This is a genomic window from Lacimonas salitolerans, from assembly GCF_042677865.1.
GTDB lineage: Bacteria > Pseudomonadota > Alphaproteobacteria > Rhodobacterales > Rhodobacteraceae > Lutimaribacter > Lutimaribacter salitolerans.
Genome location: NZ_JBHUDD010000033.1, coordinates 1 through 18,097, shown reverse-complemented (window position 1 = coordinate 18,097; position 18,097 = coordinate 1). Strand labels below are relative to the sequence as shown.

General features: G+C 63.4%; 19 protein-coding genes. 8 read left to right on the top strand and 11 right to left on the bottom strand.

All coding sequences use genetic code 11. From position 1 onward, the window contains the following. Positions 1–278: 278 nt before the first annotated feature. The 5 genes from ACFTOW_RS04170 to ACFTOW_RS04150 form a co-directional block, all read right to left on the bottom strand. A complete protein-coding gene (locus ACFTOW_RS04170; RefSeq protein ID WP_379913390.1) occupies positions 279–1,178 on the bottom strand; it encodes an ABC transporter permease in 900 nt (299 codons plus the stop codon). Positions 1,179–1,188: 10 nt separating this feature from the next. Continuing rightward, on the bottom strand, positions 1,189–2,124 hold the full coding sequence (locus tag ACFTOW_RS04165) for an ABC transporter permease (RefSeq protein WP_379913388.1): 936 nt from the start codon (positions 2,122–2,124) through the stop codon (positions 1,189–1,191). Next, complete coding sequence (locus ACFTOW_RS04160) at positions 2,124–3,158, bottom strand: ABC transporter ATP-binding protein (protein WP_379913386.1); 1,035 nt, start codon at positions 3,156–3,158, stop codon at positions 2,124–2,126. Before ACFTOW_RS04160 ends, ACFTOW_RS04165 begins: the two co-directional genes overlap by 1 nt. Then, positions 3,155–4,186, bottom strand: coding sequence for an ABC transporter ATP-binding protein (locus tag ACFTOW_RS04155; protein ID WP_379913384.1), 1,032 nt, complete (start codon positions 4,184–4,186; stop codon positions 3,155–3,157). The genes ACFTOW_RS04160 and ACFTOW_RS04155 overlap by 4 nt, the downstream gene beginning before the upstream one ends. 77 nt (positions 4,187–4,263) lie before the next feature. After that, on the bottom strand, positions 4,264–5,928 hold the full coding sequence (locus ACFTOW_RS04150; protein WP_379913382.1) for an ABC transporter substrate-binding protein: 1,665 nt from the start codon (positions 5,926–5,928) through the stop codon (positions 4,264–4,266). A gap of 223 nt (positions 5,929–6,151) precedes the next feature. Here ACFTOW_RS04150 and ACFTOW_RS04145 point away from each other — a divergent pair, with 223 nt between their 5' ends. Further along, positions 6,152–6,973 carry a sugar phosphate isomerase/epimerase family protein gene (locus ACFTOW_RS04145; protein ID WP_379913380.1) on the top strand — a complete coding sequence of 274 codons (822 nt, stop codon included), beginning with the start codon at positions 6,152–6,154 and terminating at the stop codon, positions 6,971–6,973. A 70-nt stretch (positions 6,974–7,043) separates the two neighbouring features. Here the strand turns inward: ACFTOW_RS04145 and ACFTOW_RS04140 are convergent, their stop codons facing one another. The 3 genes from ACFTOW_RS04140 to ACFTOW_RS04130 all read right to left on the bottom strand — a co-directional run bounded on the left by ACFTOW_RS04140 (position 7,044) and on the right by ACFTOW_RS04130 (position 10,436). Continuing rightward, positions 7,044–8,093, bottom strand: coding sequence for a hypothetical protein (locus ACFTOW_RS04140; protein WP_379913378.1), 1,050 nt, complete (start codon positions 8,091–8,093; stop codon positions 7,044–7,046). Next, entirely contained in the window at positions 8,090–9,181 is a 1,092-nt protein-coding gene (locus ACFTOW_RS04135) for a hypothetical protein (RefSeq protein ID WP_379913376.1), read from the bottom strand. The genes ACFTOW_RS04140 and ACFTOW_RS04135 overlap by 4 nt, the downstream gene beginning before the upstream one ends. Positions 9,182–9,617: 436 nt before the next feature. Continuing rightward, positions 9,618–10,436, bottom strand: coding sequence for an ABC transporter permease (locus ACFTOW_RS04130; protein WP_379913374.1), 819 nt, complete (start codon positions 10,434–10,436; stop codon positions 9,618–9,620). Positions 10,437–11,187: 751 nt separating this feature from the next. Here ACFTOW_RS04130 and ACFTOW_RS04125 point away from each other — a divergent pair. After that, entirely contained in the window at positions 11,188–11,334 is a 147-nt protein-coding gene (locus ACFTOW_RS04125; protein WP_379913372.1) for a ribbon-helix-helix domain-containing protein, read from the top strand. 101 nt (positions 11,335–11,435) lie between these two features. Then, on the top strand, positions 11,436–11,636 hold the full coding sequence (locus ACFTOW_RS04120; protein WP_379913370.1) for a hypothetical protein: 201 nt from the start codon (positions 11,436–11,438) through the stop codon (positions 11,634–11,636). A 125-nt stretch (positions 11,637–11,761) separates the two neighbouring features. Here ACFTOW_RS04120 and ACFTOW_RS04115 read toward each other — a convergent pair whose 3' ends face one another. The 3 genes from ACFTOW_RS04115 to nusG all read right to left on the bottom strand — a co-directional run bounded on the left by ACFTOW_RS04115 (position 11,762) and on the right by nusG (position 14,927). After that, the gene (locus ACFTOW_RS04115; protein WP_379913368.1) at positions 11,762–12,724 is read right to left on the bottom strand and encodes a KpsF/GutQ family sugar-phosphate isomerase; all 963 of its coding nucleotides are present in this window, start codon (positions 12,722–12,724) and stop codon (positions 11,762–11,764) included. Between the two features lie 64 nt (positions 12,725–12,788). After that, on the bottom strand, positions 12,789–14,222 hold the full coding sequence (locus ACFTOW_RS04110; RefSeq protein WP_379913366.1) for a mannose-1-phosphate guanylyltransferase/mannose-6-phosphate isomerase: 1,434 nt from the start codon (positions 14,220–14,222) through the stop codon (positions 12,789–12,791). A 192-nt stretch (positions 14,223–14,414) separates the two neighbouring features. Further along, complete coding sequence (gene nusG / locus ACFTOW_RS04105) at positions 14,415–14,927, bottom strand: transcription termination/antitermination protein NusG (RefSeq protein ID WP_379913364.1); 513 nt, start codon at positions 14,925–14,927, stop codon at positions 14,415–14,417. A 634-nt stretch (positions 14,928–15,561) separates the two neighbouring features. On the opposite strand from nusG, the gene ACFTOW_RS04100 reads away from it, so the two are divergent. The 5 genes from ACFTOW_RS04100 (at position 15,562) to ACFTOW_RS04080 (ending at position 17,569) form a co-directional block, all read left to right on the top strand. Next, a complete protein-coding gene (locus tag ACFTOW_RS04100; RefSeq protein ID WP_379913362.1) occupies positions 15,562–15,930 on the top strand; it encodes a MarR family EPS-associated transcriptional regulator in 369 nt (122 codons plus the stop codon). 235 nt (positions 15,931–16,165) lie between these two features. Next, on the top strand, positions 16,166–16,375 hold the full coding sequence (vapB, locus tag ACFTOW_RS04095) for a type II toxin-antitoxin system VapB family antitoxin (RefSeq protein ID WP_379913360.1): 210 nt from the start codon (positions 16,166–16,168) through the stop codon (positions 16,373–16,375). Beyond that, positions 16,375–16,776, top strand: a complete 402-nt coding sequence (gene vapC / locus ACFTOW_RS04090; RefSeq protein WP_379913358.1) for a type II toxin-antitoxin system tRNA(fMet)-specific endonuclease VapC — start codon at positions 16,375–16,377, stop codon at positions 16,774–16,776. Before vapB ends, vapC begins: the two co-directional genes overlap by 1 nt. A 143-nt stretch (positions 16,777–16,919) precedes the next feature. After that, positions 16,920–17,162: an AbrB/MazE/SpoVT family DNA-binding domain-containing protein gene (locus ACFTOW_RS04085; RefSeq protein WP_379913356.1), complete on the top strand. Its 243-nt coding sequence runs from the start codon at positions 16,920–16,922 to the stop codon at positions 17,160–17,162. Continuing rightward, positions 17,159–17,569 (top strand): PIN domain-containing protein, encoded by a 411-nt coding sequence (locus tag ACFTOW_RS04080; RefSeq protein ID WP_379913354.1) that lies wholly within the window; start codon positions 17,159–17,161, stop codon positions 17,567–17,569. The genes ACFTOW_RS04085 and ACFTOW_RS04080 overlap by 4 nt, the downstream gene beginning before the upstream one ends. Positions 17,570–18,097 lie beyond the last annotated feature (528 nt).

The window sequence follows — 18,097 nt, the reverse complement described above, 5'->3', positions numbered from 1 at the left end:
CTCACGTCGTGACAACAACATCTGGTGCGACCCTGAACAGGCCAGTGCGCCTTAACCCACACAAATCGCGAAGGGACCAAAAAAGCTCTTGGCATCGCAGCATATCATCAGGACTACCTGTGTGCCACCAAACTGAAAACGCATAAACTCCAATCAAACAAGAGCCCAAGCCTCCAAACAGAAAACCGCTCAGCTGTCCCAAATTAGCTGACGACGGACAGAAGCTGGCGCTGAGGTGGCCTGACCAATGACGCGCCACGGCCCCGGTATGGCGGCACCTAGCGCAGCGTCGGATCGAACAGATCGCGCAGCCAGTCGCCCAGCAGCGAGACGCACAGCGTCGTCACCACGATCACCGCCGCCGGGGCCAGCATGATCCAGGGCGCCGACTGGATGTAATCGCGCCCGTATCCGACCATCGCGCCCAGGCTGGTTTCGGGCGGCTGCACGCCCAGGCCAAGGAAGGACAGACCCGATTCCAGCAAGATCACCTCGGGGAAGTTCAGCGTCATCGACACCAGCAGGGTCGAGGCGATGTTGGGCAGGATATGCAGGCCATAGATGCGCGAGGGCGAGGCGCCTAGATCACGCACCGCGGCGGCATAGCCCTGATCCTGTGCTGCGATGGCCAGACCGCGGGCGATGCGGGCGATCCGCTCCCAGCCATAAAACCCCAGCAGGATGGTGAACAGCGTCAGCGAATTGCCCAGAAAGGCCAGCACCGCCAGTGCAATGATCATGAAGGGCATGGCCGCCTGCGCGTCGATCACCATCAGGATCGCCTGTTCGGCCCGTCCGCGCAGGAAAGCCGCCAGAAACCCCAGCGCCACGCCGATGGTGGCCGAAACAAGCGTGGCCAGAAACGCGATGGTCAGGCTGATGCGGATCGAGGCGATGAGCCGCGACAGCACATCGCGGCCCAGCTCGTCCGTGCCCAGCGGATAGGCCCATGTGCCGCCCATGCCCACGGGTTCGGACAGGCGTGCGGACAGGTTCATCGCCATGTAATCGCGCGGGGCGACCAGGTGGCCCAGACCTGCCACCGCCAGCATCAGCACGATCCACAAGATCGACAGCAGGATCAGCGTGGGGTATTTCTGGAAGAACGCGCGCGTCCGCGATTTCGTGGTGAATACCGAGGCCGAGCCGTGCCGGGGGTCGGGTGTGGTGATGGTCATGTCGGATCCCTTATTTCGCGGTGGACAGCGTGCGGATGCGCAGGCGCGGATCGACCCAGCCATAGGCCAGATCGACCATCAGATTGGCAAAGACCATGGTGAACCCGATCAGGATCAGGATGGTCTGCACCACCGCCAGATCGCGGTTGGCCACGGCCCCCACCAGCAACCGGCCCAGTCCCGGCCAGGAAAAGATGCTCTCGACCACCACGGCCCCTGCCACCAGCGAGCCGACCATGAAGCCGATGATGGTCAGCACCGGGATCGCGGCATTGGGCAGGGCGTGGCGCAGCACCACTGCACCCCAGCTCAGCCCCTTGGCCGAGGCCGTGCGGATGTAGGGCTGGCCCAGCACCTCGAGCATGGCCGAGCGGGTGAAGCGCGCGATCACCGCCGCCCCGATCATGCCCATCGAGATCACCGGCAGGATGGCATGGGCCCATGTGCCCGACCCGCCCGAGGGCAGCCATTTGAGCTGCACCGCGAATACCATCGCCAGCACCAGACCCATCACGAAGCTGGGCACGGTAAAGCCCACCACCGACAGGGTCATGATCGCGCGGTCGATCCATGTGTTGCGGTTCAGCGCGGCGATCACGCCGGCCCCCAGCCCCAGGATCAGGTTGAACAGCAGGGCGGGCAGGGTCAGCGCCAGGGTCATCGGCACGCGGTCCATCACCACCTCAAGTGCTGGGCGGCCATCGCGCATCGACCGGCCCAGATCGCCCTCGGCGATGGCGCCGAAATACTTGAAATACTGCACGATCAGCGGTTGATCGAGGCCCCAGTTGCGGCGGAACGCCTCGTAGGCCTGCTCGGGCGCGTCGGGGCCAAGGATGATGATCGACGGATCGCCCGTCATGCGCAGGATGATGAAGGCCAGCGTGACGATCAGCACAACAGTGACAAAGGCACGGGCCAGGCGGGACAGGGTGTAAAGCAGCATCAGGCGACCTTTGCCTTGGGGGGAATCCGGGGCGCGCGGGGGGCAGGCGACAGGGCGCCGCCCGCGGACTGGGCCAGATGGCAGGCCACGGCCTGGCCCGCGTCGCGCATCAGCGTCGGAACCTCCGACCGGCAGCGGGCGACGGCAGCAGGGCAGCGCGGGTGAAACGGGCAGCCGGAGGGCACATCGACCGGGTTGGGCGGATCGCCGGGCAGAACGATGCGGTCGCGCGCGCGGCGGCGCGGGGTGGGCGCGGCCGAGACCAGCGCCTGCGTGTAAGGGTGCAGCGGGGCGTGAAACACTTGATCGGGCATGCCCTCCTCGACGATGCGGCCCAGGTACATCACCGCCACCCGGTCGGCCATCTGGCGCACCACCTTCAGGTCATGGCTGATGAACAGGGCGGCAAAGCCAGTGCGGTCGCGCAGATCGGACATCAGGTTCAGCACCTGCGCCTGAATGGAGACATCCAGCGCCGACACAGGCTCGTCACAGACCAGCAGTTCGGGGTCCAGCGCCAGCGCGCGCGCGATCACCACGCGCTGTCGCTGCCCGCCTGACAACTCATGCGGATAGCTGCCCGCCTGATCGGGGCGCAGCCCGACCGAGGCCATCAGCGCCGCCGCGCGGTCGCGCCGCTCGGGGCGGGGCATCTCGGGGCAGTGGATATCGAAGGGCTCGCCGATCTGCGCCACGATGGGCAACCGGCGGTCCAGCGCGCCCAGCGGATCCTGATAGATCATCTGCATCCGCCGCCGCAGCCGCCGCCAGTCCGCGCGCCGGTCGGTGGGCACCGGCGCGCCGTCAAACCGCACCTCGCCCGCGCTGGGGGGCACATGGCCCAGCACCAGCTTGGCGGTGGTGGACTTGCCGCAGCCGGATTCGCCGACCAGCCCCAGAACCTCGCCCCGCGCCAGATCGAAATCGACGCCATCCACGGCCTTGAGCGTGGCCGGACGGCCCAGCAGACCGCCGGGCAGGCGCACCGGATAATGCCGCGCCAACGCGCGGGCCGAGAGCAGGAAATCGCTCATGCGCTGGTCCTTTCGCGTGTCTGTGATGCGGTTTCGAGACTGTTCTGGCCATGCCACAGCGCCTCCATCCGGGCGCAGGCGACGTGGCGCCCGGGCGCGCCGGGCAAGGCCCGCAGGGGCGGCGGGGTGGTCTCACAGATCCCGTCTACATGTGCGCAGCGCCGGGCAAAGGCACAGCCAGGCGGCAGCGCGTTGGGGGCGGGGACTGAGCCGGGGATCGCCATCAGCCGCTGACGCGGGCCGTCCAGATCGGGCAGGGCCGCCAGCAACCCGCGCGTATAGGGATGGCCGGGCGTGTCGAACAGATCGGCGGCGGGGGCCTCTTCGATCACCCGGCCCGCGTACATCACCGCCACCCGGTCGGCCATGTCGGCGATCACCCCCAGATCGTGGGAAATCAGCGCCAGCGCCATGCCGGTCTCGCGTTGCAGATCGCCCAGCAGGTCAAGGATCTGAGCCTGAATCGTGGCGTCCAGCGCTGTGGTGGGTTCATCCGCGATCAGCAGGTCAGGCTCGCCCGCCAGCGCCATGGCGATCATCACCCGCTGGTTCATGCCACCCGACAGCTCGTGCGGATATTCGTTCAGCCGTTGCGCGGCGTTGGACATGCCCACGCGGTCCAGCAGGCGTTTTGCCTCGTCCTGTCCGGCGCGACCACGCAGCCCGCGATGCAGCGCCAGCGCCTCGCCGATCTGGCGACCGATCCGTTGCACCGGGTTCAGCGCGCTGGCCGGGTCCTGAAAGATCAGCGCCACGCGCCCGCCGCGCACCTTTGACAGGGCGCGTGGGCCCATCCCCAGCAGGTCGTCGCCGTCAAACAGCACCTGCCCCGAAACGCGCGCGCCGCCGCCCAGCAGGCCAAGGGCGGCCAGCCACGTGATCGACTTGCCGCAACCGGATTCGCCCACCACGCCCAGCGTCTCGCCGCGGTGGATCTCCATGTCGATCCCGTGCAGCGCGCGCACAAAGCGCGGGCCGGTGTCGAAATCCACGGTCAGGCCGCGCAGCTGCATCAGGGGGGGCGTCATGTCTGGCTCCGGTTGGGGAAAGTCGAAAGCAAAAGGCCCGGGCCGCGTGGATGCGGCCCGGACCAGCAGGGATGCGTTTACTGCATGCCCTTGATGCGGAAGTTCTCGGAGCGGAAGTCCATCGACTGCAGGCCCGACCAGTCCCATTCGATGTCCTGGCGCTTGCCATAGAAGATCGCGTTCTGGTGCAGCACGGTATAGCCGGGGTCTTCGCGTTCGATGATTTCCAGCATGCGGGCAAAGGCGGTCTTGCGCGCGTCCTGGTCCATCGAGCGTTCCAGGATCAGGCAGTTCTCGTTGAACTCTTCGTTGGTCCATTCGCCGGTCTGCTGCTGGCCGCCGTTCTGGCAGTGCTGGTTCACGATCGAGGCCACCGGATCGGGGAAGGGGGCCGAGTTCGACCAGTCGCGGATCGCACGCTTGCCATCGCTGGGGTCGGTGATCTGCTGCCAGTTCTCCTTCATCTGGAAGTCGACGTTGATGCCGATCTGGCGCAGGCTTTCGGCACTGATCTGCGCGGTCGAGACCTGGTTGGTGTAATAGTTGTTCAGCACGCGGAACTGGATCGGCTCGCCGTCATAGCCGGCTTCTTCCAGCAGTTCCTTGGCCAGTTCGGGATTGTATTCGGGCACGTCCCAGCCATCGATGAACATGTCGCCGTAATATTCCCACTGCAGGCCAGCGGGCACGCGGGTGCGGCCGCCCCACAGCGCGTCGACGATCGCCTCGCGCGGGATGGCATGGGTGATGGCGCGACGCACCAGCGGGTTCTGCATGGCGCCGTTGTTCTTGTCGAACACCATCAGGCGGTGGTTTGTGATCGGGCCGCCGACGACGTGGAACCCGGCCTCGCGTTCGATCAGGTCGATCTGATCCGGGGGCACATCGGTGATGAAATCGTATTCACCCGACAGCAGGCCGTTCACGCGGCTGGCCACCTCGGGCACCACCAGGAAGGTCAGCTTCTTGATCGGCGGCGTGCCGCCCCAGTAGTCGTCATGGGCCTCAAGCTCGAGGATGGTGTCATCCTCGAAGCGCACGACCTTGTAGGGGCCGGTGCCGACGGGTTTTTGCGCATGGGCCAGCCAGCTTTCGGCTGCGCGATACCCCTGTTCCGAGTAGATTTCCGAGCCATAGCGCGAGATGCGGCCGATCAGCGTGGGATCGGGCTGCGTGGTGATGAAGCGCACGGTCATGTCATCGACCTTTTCCACCCGGTCCAGCAGCGGCCACGAGCGCTGGTAGATCGCGGCGACCTCGGGCGGGGGGACCTTGCCCTGCACGCCGGACACGTTCGAGGTGAACAGCTGCTTGCCGTCTTCCTGCGCGGCCATCTGCTCGGGCAGCATGCCGAAACGCTCGGGCGAGAAGGTGAACACCACGTCATCGGCATCCAGCGTGTCGCCGTTGTGGAACACCACGCCTTCGCGCAGGGTCAGCTCGACTGTCAGGTCGTCAACCTGCCGCCACTCGGTGGCCAGCATCGGTTTCTGCGGCAGATCCTGTTCCTGGCGTTCGAAATCGATCAGCGATTCATAGATCGAAAAGAACACCCGCGCGCCCACGTTCGAGCGTTCGCGCATCACATCCAGCGCGCCGGAGGTGACGATATCCTGCACCGCCACGGTGATCTCGGGGCGGTCATCGGCAAGGGCGGGCCGGGAGAGGCTCAGGGGCAGGGCCAGGGCAGCGACAAGCAATGCCGCTCCGGGGGCCTTCGTCAGTGTCGAAAGCAATGTCATGGAATCCTCATGAGTGATGAAGCAAGGGCAGGGCCGAGGCTAGGAGGGGCGCATGACGGGACAGCAACGCGGGCGTGACACCTGGACCAAGGCTTGATGGCACCGGCGTGATAGGGGCGCCGCGCCGTCATGCGCGGGCCATGAAAGCGCCATGCGCCGGTCATGCGGCTGTTACTGCCCGGGCCTAGCGCTGGGGCATCTTCATTGTGAAAGGACAAGCGACATGAGTGCTGATCTTCCCGTGATCGGGGCCTGCCTGCCGGTCGAGGCGCTGGCGGACTACCGCGACTGGCTGTTCGAGGCCGACCGCGACATCGAGGTGCAAAGCTTCTTCTTTGCCGAAACACTGGACAGCGACTGGCAGCCGCTGGCCGACGAGGCCCGCCGCCAGCTGGATGGCCACAAGGGCCGCATTGGAATCCATGGTCCGTTCTGGGGCTTCACCATCCATTCGATGGACCCGGCGATCCGCCGCGTGGTCGAGATGCGGATGATGCAGGGGCTGGATGTCTGCAAGGCCATCGGGGCCGACCAGATGGTGATCCATTCGCCCTATACCACATGGGATCACAACAACCTCGACAACATCCCCGGATCGCGCGCCAAGGTGATCGAGTTCACCCATGACACGCTGGATGCGGTGGTCAAGCGCGCCGAGGATCAGGGTGTCACGCTGGTGATCGAGAACATCATGGACATCAACCCCGCCGAGCGCCGCGCGCTGGCCGACAGCTTCAACTCGGATCGGGTCAAGCTGTCGGTGGACACCGGGCACGCGCATTACGCCCATGGCTCGACCGGCGCGCCGCCGGTGGATTACTTCATCCAGGACGCGGGCGCGCAGCTGGAGCATGTGCATCTGCAGGATGCCGACGGCTATGCCGACCGGCACTGGAGCCTTGGCGAGGGCACGATCCTGTGGGACGCGGTGTTCCGCGCCATCGCCGCGCTCGATCACAACCCGCGGCTGATGCTGGAACTGCGCGACAAGGCGCGGATTCCGCGCTCGATGGCCTATTTGGCCGAGCGTGGCCTGGGGCGCTGACAAACGTCAAAACAGGCTCTGCATGGCGTTGCAGAGCCTGTTTTCTGTCATGGGGTTGCAGCTCCCCGGATCAGACTGTGCCGGTCTGCTCCTCCAGTGGCATGAACAGCTCGAACCAGATGCGCAGCCCCTCCAGCCATGCCGCGCGCTCGTGCCGAAAGGCGCGCAGGCGGCTGACATAGGTGCCCATGCCCATCGCATAGGCGCGGCATTCGGCGCAGTCGATGTTGGGCGTGCAGCATTTGCCGACGTTCGGCGTGGCATCGGCGGCATAGTGGCGGTGGGTCTCCGACAGCCGGTTGCCGCAATCCACCGCGATGCCCTGCGCATCCAGTTGCCACAGCCGGTCGTCGGGCTGGGTGATCCAGTCGTTGTAATGCAGGCTGTAGCGCACGGTGTCGGGAAACTGCCCCATTGCGGTGACGATCTGCGCCCGCGCGTCGGCGAATTCGGCGGGCCCCATGCGCAGGTCATCGTCCAGCCGCATGTAATCGCCCGCCTCGGCGGTGCCTGCCTGCGTGGTTGCCTGATCGCGGCCCTGATACAGGTCGGTGGGCGAGAAATAGCTGTAGGTCAGCCGCGCGCCGTGATCCGCGCAGAGCCGCGCGACAGGCACGATCTCGTGGATATTGGCGGCGGTGATGACAAAGCTGAACACCGCCCGCGGATCGCGCGCATAAAGCCGCAGTGCTTTGGCCGTTACATCCGCGCCGCGCAGGCTGGTCGAGGTGTCGCCCAACCCCCAGAGCGAGACATGAATGCGATAGCCGATCGCGGGGTCGATCGCCCGCGTGCCGTTGGTAAAGATCACCCCGGCCTTGATGTGATCCCAGGCCGCACGCAACCGGGTGGGTACCATCGAGGGTTCGGCCCCCGCGATATAGGCGAAATTAACCCCGCGCGCGGCCTCGGCTGCAAACAGCCGCGCCCAGTCGGCATCGCGGCCCTGCGGGATGTCGGACACATCCGCGCGGGCAAAGAACAGACAGCCCTCGCAGGTCAGGTTGCAGGTGGCGGATATGTCGTAGGAACTGCCCTGAAACCACCCGATTCGGCGCTGCATCGCGCGCAGGTCGGACGGGGCGGGACGGCTGGCGGTATGGGTTTCTGTATCGGTCACGGCTGCACCTCGGGTTGCGGATCGCAAAGGCGCTCCAGCGCAGTCATGTCACCTATCAGGACGGCGGGCATCATCCCGGCGTCGCACAGAAATGTCTGGGTCGAGTGCTGGGCCAGCCCGGTAATCGCATAAAGCCGCACGCCGGGCGCGCCGCGCAGCTGTTCGGCCTGCGCTCGGTCTTCGGCGTTGTCGGCCCCATAGACCATGTCGATCCGGGGCGGGGTGCTACAGGCCTCCAGCCGGGGACGCACCCGGGCCAGGTGAGGCGGCATGGCCTTTTCCAGCCGATAGAGCAGCGCACGCGCCCGGCGATCGCCGGTCCGGTCCAGAAAGGTGCGGTCGACCGTGGTGGCGCCCGACAGGCACAGCACCCGGTCGGCCCCCAGCGTGATGCCGTAATGCAAGGCACCGAACCCGCCCGCCGACCCGGCGAACATGGTCAGGCTGCGGCGCGGGCCGAACCCGTCGATCAGCCGTTGCACCCCCTGCGCGGCGCTCTCGAAATCATCGCCCAGCCCGGCAATCCCGGTGGTAAACAGCAACCGCGTGGGATCGGTCAGGTAGATCGCGGAATAGCCCGCCATGCTGACGTAGGAGTCCAGCATCGGCCCACGGTTGAAACCGCGCACGATGCCGGTGAAATGCACCAGCACATCGCCGGTGCCGGTGTTTTCCGTCACGATGGGCGCATCGTCGCCATCGGGTTGCGCCCCCATCCAGATCACCGGGCGGGTGAATTTGCCGGGGTCGATATCGGCGGGCAGCTGGGTGTCGTCCTGCGGGCTTTCAGGGTGTAACAGGGTCTTTATGGCGCGCAGTTCGGGGGCGTCGGGCCAGCGCTCTTGTGCCTGTTCCAGCAGCCGCGCGACCGCGCCGTCGGCCACCCCGCGTTCCTGTGCCAGACGCTGAATGCCCCGGATGTGGCCGGCATGGGCGCCGGGGGCAAAGATGCGCGCGCGCAACCCGTCCTCCAGCGCTTCAGCAGGCAGATGCGCGACCGCAGCAGTGTGTTTCAGGGTGATGGCCTTGCCGTTGTCCGGAGCCAGCGCTAGCGCAGCATCCGCAAGTTGCTCGGCCTCTTGTGGCATGCCTTCGGCGAGTGCGGCACTGGCCAGCGCAATATATCCAGCCTGTGTTTATATCCAGCCTGTGTTAAGGTCTCACCTCGCGCCAGCCCTGCTTTGCTGGACTCATAGGCGCGCGCAGTCTGGTCTAGCTTGACCAGGCAGCGCAACTCCAGATCAAGGCATTTGGGGGGTTTGATCCCTGCATCCCGGGCCTTGCCGACTGCGTCAAGAGCCTTGTCATAAGCGCCTTCGGCAAACGCCAGCCGGGCATGGTGCAAGGGGGGCTGGCGAGGCTTATCCGTGACGTGTTCGATTGGATCTGCAGGCATTGCGTGTCTCCTTTTCTTTGGCCGGCCACCACACACTCGGCATGACATCTGGCGCCACGGTGGATGGGCGTGGTTCGCAAAACGCACGGGGGGAAACTGGTCATGAGGTTAGAGGTGGAAACTGTCGGTCAGCGTTCCATAAGGTCACGGTAATAGCTGCGCAGCAGCAAAAGTCCAGCCACGGCGCAGATCAGTGCCACCCCGTAGGTATAGACCGGGTCCACGTATTCACCGACATAGCTGTAATAGAAGGCGCGCCGCGCCTCGCCTACCACATGCACAAGCGGGTTCCAGGCCAGCCAGTCGCGATAGGGCTCGGGGATGCGGTCATGCAGGAAGATCACGCCTGAGAGGAGTATGAGCGGCCGGGTGATCACCGACCAGACCGTCTGCCAAAGCGCGTGGCGTGATACCATCAGACAGTTCAGTACGCCGATGCCGAACCCCAGGGCGGCGGCCATGGCATAGGCGTTCAGAAGGGTGCTGATGCGCAACACCGTGCGGGTTTCGAACATCACCAGGATGATGGTGAGCAACAAGGCGCTTACCATCAATTGCGTCAGCACGCTGAGGATGAAGCGCGCCAGCAGCGCATCCATGAAGGTCACGCGCGGATAGGCCAGCAGTTGTTTCGAGTAGTTGATCGCCTGCTGCACTTTCGTCGCGGTTGTAACGAACATGAAGAAAGGCAACAGTCCGCTGGCATAGAAGATCGCGAAGTTCGTGCCTAGCGGGGGACTCCGAAAGCCGGCTGAAAAGATGATTACCAGCAGCAGCAGCCCCAGTGCTGGTTCCAGCACGGCCCAGATATAGCCTCCCGGCGAGCGGCCATAGGTTGCCCCCATCTCGCGCAGGATCAGTGCCGCGATAGTGCGCAGCGAGGCTGCACGCGGGATATGCGCGCGCACCGGGATCAGCTTTGGCGGGGGATCGGTGTCAGTGGTCATCGGAGCGGGCCTGCGGGTCAGTCAGGTCTCAGTCTAGCGCGAATGGGTGGGAGAAGGCCACAGGGGGTGTGGGCGTGTTGCATCTGCCAGATCGCACAGCGACGCGACGCACGCTGCGTGGCTGGCATCGGCCAGAGTGCGCGGTGCGTTTGCCACATTGCGAAAGACGCGATGCACCCCGCCGGATGCGGGATGCATCCTGCGCATGGCAATCGACGCGGCACGCAGGACGTGATGCACCTGACAGAGCGCAAAAAGCGCGATGCATGGTACGGACGACGCGATCCGCGACGCGCGATGCAGGTCCCCCCGAAGGCGCATGGCATTCGACATCATCCATGAGACGGACAGCGCGGAACGGGGGACGGGCTGCGAAAGACGCGATGCGCCAAACGCGATGCATGCTGCGGGCTGCAATGGACGCCTGCCATTTGCCAAAGGTCGCGGGTGCAATGCGCGAAAGACAACATGCATTGGACACGGTGCAGGGAACGCGGGACGCGTTGCATTGAGCGCGTTGCGCGCTGCATTTGACAAAGGATGTCAAATCGGCCCCGGGGGCCGATTTTCCAAATCGAGTACAAGCCCTGGATGCCTTCTCCGCTTGTGCTGGGAGAAGGCGGGCTTGTACGAAACTGGCAAGAAATAGGAACGTATACTTCACAATTCTCCATTGGCTGCATCAGCCCGGTTCCTTGATCCATCAGTGTGAAGGAGTATGGGTTTTGACGAGCAGCCAGACATGCCTGCCGTGGAACGTATGACCATCACCATGCTGGCCGACATGGCCGAGGTCATCCGGCAGACCGTTGCGGGTGGCGAATATGCCTCGACCAGCGAGGTTGCTCGTGAGGCTCTACGCGTAGCCGGGATGCCGAACGACGCGAACTTGAGGTGATGCGGGCGGGCATCACGACCGGACTGGGAAGGCTGACCGGGTATCTCGGCGGATCAGGTGTTTGACGAGTTGCGTACGCGCTTTACCACCAAAACCTGATCGTGAAACATCTGCTCATCCTGTCCGCAGCCCGGCAGAATCTGACAGGTTTCGGCGATTTCCTTGCCATTGATAATCCCGGCGCGCGGAGTTCTGCATTGCAGAGATTGAAGTCGCGACAACAGCGAAGCGGCCTGAAAACTTTCCGGTTCACCCTGATTTATGCAAGGGGCTGCGGGCCGCTCGTCACGGATGCTATATGATCTCTTCCTTGTTTTTCCAGACGAGCTTCAGATCATGCGTGTTCTGTACGGCCCGCGCGATCTGTCTGGCGTGTTCGTTCCCTTACAGGACCGTGGCCACCTTTCGCATGCGAAAGGTTAAGCTGTCAGATTACTCCTGCGCGCAGGCAGTCGTGGACATGCAGCAGGCCCACGGGGTGGCGGGCCTCGTCCACGGCCAGCAGAACCGAGATCTTGCGGTCGTTCATCACTGCCAGCGCCTGGGCGGCCAGCATGTCAGGCGTCACGGTGACCGGATCGCGGGTGGCGATTTCGCCTGCAGTGCGCTCCAGAAGGCCCGCCATGTTGCGGCGCAGGTCGCCGTCGGTGACGATGCCGGCCAGCACGCCCGCCGCGTCCGTCACCGCCACGATGCCGAAGCCGCGCGCCGACATCACCAGCAGCGCCTCGGACATTGCCGTGTCCGCGCCCACCAGTGGCAGGCTGTCGGCCCCGTGCATCAGGTCCGCCACCCGGCGCATCCGCGCGCCCAGCTTGCCGCCCGGGTGAAAGCCGCGGAAATCCTCGGCCCGGAAACCGCGTGCCTCCATCAGCGCCACAGCCAGCGCATCCCCCAGCGCCATCGCCATGGTGGTCGAGGTTGTGGGCGCCATGCCGATCGGGCAGGCCTCGGGCGTGTCGGGCAGCAGCAGCGGCCAGGTTGCGGCGCGCATCAGCGTGCTGTCGAGCCGCGCGGAAATGGCGATGACCGGGATACCGAAACGCTGGGTATAGGCGATGATATCACCCAGCTCGGCGCTTTCGCCCGAGTTGGACAGCAGCAGGCAGATGTCGGCTTCGGTGATCATGCCCAGATCGCCATGGCTGGCCTCGGCCGGGTGGACGAAATAGGCCGGCGTGCCGGTCGAGGCCAGCGTGGCCGCGATCTTGTGGCCGACATGGCCGGACTTGCCCATGCCCGACACGATCACCCGGCCTTGCAGGGCCAGGATCGCGGCGACGGCGGGGGCGAAATCGGCCGGTACGTGATCAGCCAGCCGGGTCAGCCCCTGCGCCTCAAGCCGCAGCACGCGCGCGGCGGTATCGGTGGCGGTATCGGTTTCGGGCACACCCTGCTCCCTGTCTTGTACGGGTGTGGTGTGCCATCAATCGGTGTGCGGGGCAATCGCGGGGTCAGTCGCGCGCATAGGCATCCTCATACCGGACAATATCATCCTCGCCGACATAGCCACCGGTCTGGACCTCGATCAGCACCATGGGCAGCTTGCCGGGGTTTTCCAGCCGGTGGACAGCGCCCAGCGGGATGTAGACGCTTTGGTTTTCCGACAGCAGGCTCACCTGATCGTCCACGGTCACCCGGGCCGTGCCCTGCACCACGATCCAGTGTTCCGAGCGGTGAAAATGGCTTTGCAGGCTCAGCGATGCGCCAGGATGCACCAAGATGCGCTTGACCTGGAACCGTGTGCCCACCGCCAGGCTTTCGAACCAGCCCCAGGGGCGGTGATCCTTGGGAAACTGCGTGGCTTGCGGGGCCCCCTGATCCTTCAGCGCGGTGACTGCGCGTTTCACGTCCTGCGCGCGGCTCATGTCGGCGACCAGAACCGCGTCGCCCATCGCCACGGCCATGATGTTGTCGAGACCGATGCCGACGATCTGCTGGCCCTCGTCCTCGGTCCGCAGCAGGGTGTTGGTGCAGTCGATCGCGGTGGCATTGTGGCCTGCCACCACGCCTGACGCGTCGGGGCCGCTTTCGCGCCAGACCGCGTCCCAGCCGCCCAGGTCCGACCAACCGGCGGCAAAGGGCACGACCGACAGGTTGTCCGCCCGCTCCATCACCGCGTAATCGACCGAGATGTCCTGCGCCCCGGCCCAGGGTTCGGGGGCAAGCCGCAGAAACCCAAGATCGGGCTTGGCCTGCTCCAGCGCCTGTGTGACGGGGGCGATCAGATCGGGCGCATGGGTGTGAAAGGCCGCGATGATGTCGGCGGCGCGGAACAGGAATATCCCTGCGTTCCACAGGTAGGTGCCCGCCGCCAGCATGTCGGCCGCTGTCTGAGCATCCGGTTTCTCGACAAAACGTTTCAGTTTGACGGGCGTGCCCTGCGGCGCCTCGGCCAGTTCCAGGTAGCCATAGGCGGTTTCCGCATGGGCGGGCGTGATGCCAAAGGTCACCAAGTCGCCCTCTGTGACCGGCCCCAATCCCTGCGCGACAGCGGCGTGAAAGGCGGCCACGTCTGGCACCACGTGATCGGACGGCGCCACCAGAAGGATGGCGTCGGGGTCATCCGCCTGCGCATGCAGCGCGGCGGCCAGGATCGCGGGGGCGGTGTTGCGCCCCTCGGGCTCGATCAGCACGGCGCCAGGGTCGATGCCCACCTCGTGCAACTGCTCGGTCACGATGAAGCGGAAATCGGCATTGGTCAGGATCAGTGGCGCGTTGAACCGCACCGTGTCGCTGCCCCCCGACAGCCGCCTGGCCGAGGCCTGAAACAGCGTCTCGTCGCCCATCAGGGGCACGAACTGCTTGGGATAGCTTTTGCGTGAAAGTGGCCACAGCCGCGTGCCGGAGCCGCCGCACAGAATGACCGGGGTGATGGGCGTGGGCATGGGCAATGTCCTGAATGAATGCGCTTTGGGGTTTTGTGCAACGGGCAGGGGGGTGGGGGCAAGGGGCGGGGCAGAAATCAGCAACTCTCACACTATTGGGTGTCCACGCACTGGTTGGATTGCGAAGCCATGGAGCAACAAATGAGTGCAGACTTGCACAGGACTCTCCGGGCAGCCGCCTGTTTGATTGGTTCAACCGGTGCGCAGCTGATCCGCAGGTACAGAGACCCGAGTCTGACCACCCAATATTTCGATCAGTACCCAGACACGCTGGTCGGGTGCGACCTTCTCGACCTCAGCCACGAAATCCGCAAAAGGCGCTTTGGTGAGCACTACCTGATCGCCAGGTTCGAGAAGTTTAGGTGGCAGCAGGTTTCCGGAAGTGTCACAACGCTGAATAAGTTGAGAGACGAGGTCAGTCGGTACCGCTACCGGTTCCTTACCAAAGCTGACCAGTCGTGTGATCCCATATGTGGAATTGACCGCGCGCCATAGACCTTTGGCGGCATCAAAAGCTACGAAGATATACCCGGGAAACAGGGGGCGTTTGGCGGTTACGAACTTGCCGTTGCGCTGACGCGTCTGCTCTTCCATCGGTAAAAAGGTCTTGAAGCCCTGACGGTTGAGGTTCTTTTTAGCGATCTGGGCACAGTTTGGCTTTAACTGCGCGAGGAACCAGCTTGGATCACTAAAGGACGATGTCATCTTAAGCCTTTCAATATTCCATGAATGTCTACTGTTCAAGGTTGAACGACCTGGAGTCAAGGTCAAGTGTTGAGGAGTTTCTCCTTGCGCGTGCCGACTCGTTTTTTGAGAATAGGTTTTTGATTTTATTGACAAAAATATGAATTTGGCTTGGGTGCCTTTCCCTTGAAGAAAGTGGGCAGCAGTCTTGACCTATGCGCACAAGCCAAGATAGGCAGAAAAAATCACATAAGCGCTGTTCAAGGGTGTGGCGCGCTGCTACCAGTGGACCGTGCGTTCAAAAGTGAACGATATTGATGGATCGCTGTGTTTTTGATCTCTCGTCCAAGGGGCCCTCGGGCAGGCCTTGTGCGGTAGCCGTGCGATTAAGTCTGGGCCTCAAGGTCAACCGAGCCACCTCTGCGTGCTGCTGGAAAACCTGTAAAGTTGTCATAGTTTCTGCCATGCGAAAGCTCATCGAAATGGCAAATGCACTGGTCAAAGCGGGTGGCACCTGGGCACCAAAAACCGCTTGATCAAGACGGATACTTCTCAGGCGGGTTTTAAGCGGTGAGGCTCATCCCTGAGCCCAGTCTCAACGCCGACAAGGCGAGCGAGCCGCGATATCGACGCAGTCGGACGTTCTTATACATCAATGACCAGTAATCGTAGCAAGCTTCAGGAAGATACGCACTTTCGTGTCCTCCGTCTCCTGCAAGACAATCCTGAAATGTCGCAGCGTGAATTGGCTGAGGCTGTCGGGATCAGTGTAGGCGGTGCCAACTACGTTTTGAAGGCATTGATCGACAAGGGTCTCGTGAAGCTAGGGAATTTCACGGCAGCTGAAGACAAGAGGCGCTATGCCTACGTGTTGACACCGCGTGGGATTGCCAAAAAGGCCGCTATCACGAAGCGATTTCTGGCACGCAAGATGGAAGTGTATGAAGCTCTCAAAGCCGAGATTGATGTCTTGCGACATGAGCTCAAAGATGAAACTTCTACGGACCTGAGTGCCTCGCGATAGGGGCTATCGCTTCGTTGCTTGAGGGTTGTTGTGACGCCCTACCGCTTCGCTACTTGAGGGCATGGGAGTTCACGTTATCGGCCGTTTGAGTACAGACGCGACGCTGGTGGGTCACAGTGGACGGCACATCTGCATCGCTTGACGCTCGCGCGCGTGTATACTAAGTGTACATACGCGCAGCGTGGAGCGCGTGATTGCAAAGGAGAGGCGGGCCGTGGAGCGTGGATCGGTATTCATGACGAACAAGACGCAAGCCGTCCGTTTCCCGAAGTCGGTGCGCCTGCCCGATGGCGTCACGAGCGTGGATATCGAGCGGCGCGGACGCGTCTGGACAATCACCCCCTCCGAGCAAAGCTGGGCGGCATGGTTCGAGGGGGGGGGGGTGAGCCCCGACTTCATGGATGACCGAGAGCAACCCGCGGACCAGGCGCGTGATGCGCTTTGATGCTGCGCTACATGCTCGACACGAATATCCTGATCTACACGATCAAGAACCGGCCCGAAGTGGTGCGGCAGAACTTTGAAGACCATGACGGTGAGATCTGCGCATCAAGCGTCACAGCCATGGAGCTTCTCTACGGGGCGCACAAGTCACAGACCGTCCGCCGCAATCTCGACGTCATCGAGGGGCTGCTCGGGCGCCTCACAGTTCTGGACTTCGACCTCGGTGCTGCCGAACATGCCGGGCAGATCCGTGCCGAGCTTGCATCGGCAGGAACACCGATCGGACCCTTCGACGTCATGATCGCCGGACATGCCCGTTCGAGAGGCCTGTGCCTGGTCACCAACAACGAAGGCGAGTTCGAGCGAGTCAGCGGGTTGCGCCTTGCGAACTGGACAAAGTGACGCCTCGTTCCTTGCGTATTGGGCTCGGAGAACAGACTTTGCGTTATCAGTTTTTGTAAGGAGCTTTTGAAAGCTCCTTGCCGTGTGCTTGCATGCACATCATTATCTTGAAGTGCAAGGTGGGGAGGGAAGGAGCGACCAATATGCGCGAGTCGACTGTGACAACGAAAGGCCAGACAACCCTTCCCAAGGATGTCCGCAAAGCGCTTTGCCTGCAGCCGGGTGACAAGCTGCGCTACATTCTGCTTGATGGAGAAGTCCGTCTCCTGAGGGCCCGGCCGGTCCTGGATCTTGAGGGCGCTCTGAAACGCCCAGGCCAAAAAACCGTGACGCTGGAGGAGATGGAGGAGGCCATCGCGGCGGGCGCGGTTGACCTGACGCAATGATCGCCCTCGACACAAATGTCCTTGTGCGTTTCCTGACCCAGGACGATCCGGATCAGGGACGCATGGCGAGCGATCTCATCGGTGGGCTCACGGAGCAAAACCCCGGGTTCGTGGCGAGAGAAGTGCTTGTGGAACTCGTCTGGGTGTTGGAGAGGAGTTACCGGTATCAGCGTTCCGAGATCGCGCGCGTGCTGAAGGGCTTTTTGTCAGCCTCGGAGCTGGACATAGAGTCAGGCGACAGCCTTGGCGCAATTCTTCAGCTCTACGAAGGGAAGGGGTTCGGGTTTTCCGATCTGATGATCCGCGAGGCCGCTCGAAGAGCCGGCGCCGCAGCCCTGAAGACCTTTGACAGGAAAGCCGCTCGTCTCGACGGGGTCGAGTGGATTGCCAAAGGGCACCCAAAGTAGTTTGCCTTGTCCGGCTAGCGCTTCGCTGCTTGAGGGGTGTTGTGATGCCCTATCGCTTCGCTACTTGAGGGCATGGCACTTTGCGTTATCGGGCGTTTGGGGGTTGCGCCCGGAGGCTGTTTCGACCTCGGTAATAGGCGCGGTGCAATGACGGGATACAAAGTAATCGCCGATTTGGGCCGCCTGCCTGACGGCGCGCTGATCGCGTAAGACACGTGCATATCGACATGGTGTGATTGCGGCGGTCGCCCTCCAGTGGCGAACGAGGTCCGGTATGCTGGCCTCATGGAAAAAAGCCGTAAGGAGAACGACCATGAAAATTTATGCCGGACTCGACGTGTCACTTAGACCCCATGATCTTGCCGTCTGCCTATTCTTCTTGGAACGCCTTCGAAGGGAGCACGCCAACGGTTGGCAACGCGCGGAGAGTTTGCTATAAAAATTGGTGGGCACTTCGAAAAATTGCTGTGGCCGGGCCGCTGGGATAGAAAGCAGAGGGCATGAGGTTTCTGGGGTGTGACGATGGCG

Excerpts from the sequence above, each read along its gene's own strand:
- ACFTOW_RS04170 (WP_379913390.1), bottom strand. The coding sequence starts at position 1,178 with ATGACCATCACCACACCCGACCCCCGGCACGGCTCGGCCTCGGTATTC.
- ACFTOW_RS04165 (WP_379913388.1), bottom strand. The coding sequence starts at position 2,124 with ATGCTGCTTTACACCCTGTCCCGCCTGGCCCGTGCCTTTGTCACTGTT.
- ACFTOW_RS04160 (WP_379913386.1), bottom strand. The coding sequence starts at position 3,158 with ATGAGCGATTTCCTGCTCTCGGCCCGCGCGTTGGCGCGGCATTATCCG.
- ACFTOW_RS04155 (WP_379913384.1), bottom strand. The coding sequence starts at position 4,186 with ATGACGCCCCCCCTGATGCAGCTGCGCGGCCTGACCGTGGATTTCGAC.
- ACFTOW_RS04150 (WP_379913382.1), bottom strand. The coding sequence starts at position 5,928 with ATGACATTGCTTTCGACACTGACGAAGGCCCCCGGAGCGGCATTGCTT.
- ACFTOW_RS04145 (WP_379913380.1), top strand. The coding sequence starts at position 6,152 with ATGAGTGCTGATCTTCCCGTGATCGGGGCCTGCCTGCCGGTCGAGGCG.
- ACFTOW_RS04135 (WP_379913376.1), bottom strand. The coding sequence starts at position 9,181 with ATGCCACAAGAGGCCGAGCAACTTGCGGATGCTGCGCTAGCGCTGGCT.
- ACFTOW_RS04130 (WP_379913374.1), bottom strand. The coding sequence starts at position 10,436 with ATGACCACTGACACCGATCCCCCGCCAAAGCTGATCCCGGTGCGCGCG.
- ACFTOW_RS04110 (WP_379913366.1), bottom strand. The coding sequence starts at position 14,222 with ATGCCCACGCCCATCACCCCGGTCATTCTGTGCGGCGGCTCCGGCACG.
- nusG (WP_379913364.1), bottom strand. The coding sequence starts at position 14,927 with ATGACATCGTCCTTTAGTGATCCAAGCTGGTTCCTCGCGCAGTTAAAG.
- ACFTOW_RS04100 (WP_379913362.1), top strand. The coding sequence starts at position 15,562 with ATGACCAGTAATCGTAGCAAGCTTCAGGAAGATACGCACTTTCGTGTC.
- vapB (WP_379913360.1), top strand. The coding sequence starts at position 16,166 with ATGACGAACAAGACGCAAGCCGTCCGTTTCCCGAAGTCGGTGCGCCTG.
- vapC (WP_379913358.1), top strand. The coding sequence starts at position 16,375 with ATGCTGCGCTACATGCTCGACACGAATATCCTGATCTACACGATCAAG.
- ACFTOW_RS04085 (WP_379913356.1), top strand. The coding sequence starts at position 16,920 with ATGCGCGAGTCGACTGTGACAACGAAAGGCCAGACAACCCTTCCCAAG.
- ACFTOW_RS04080 (WP_379913354.1), top strand. The coding sequence starts at position 17,159 with ATGATCGCCCTCGACACAAATGTCCTTGTGCGTTTCCTGACCCAGGAC.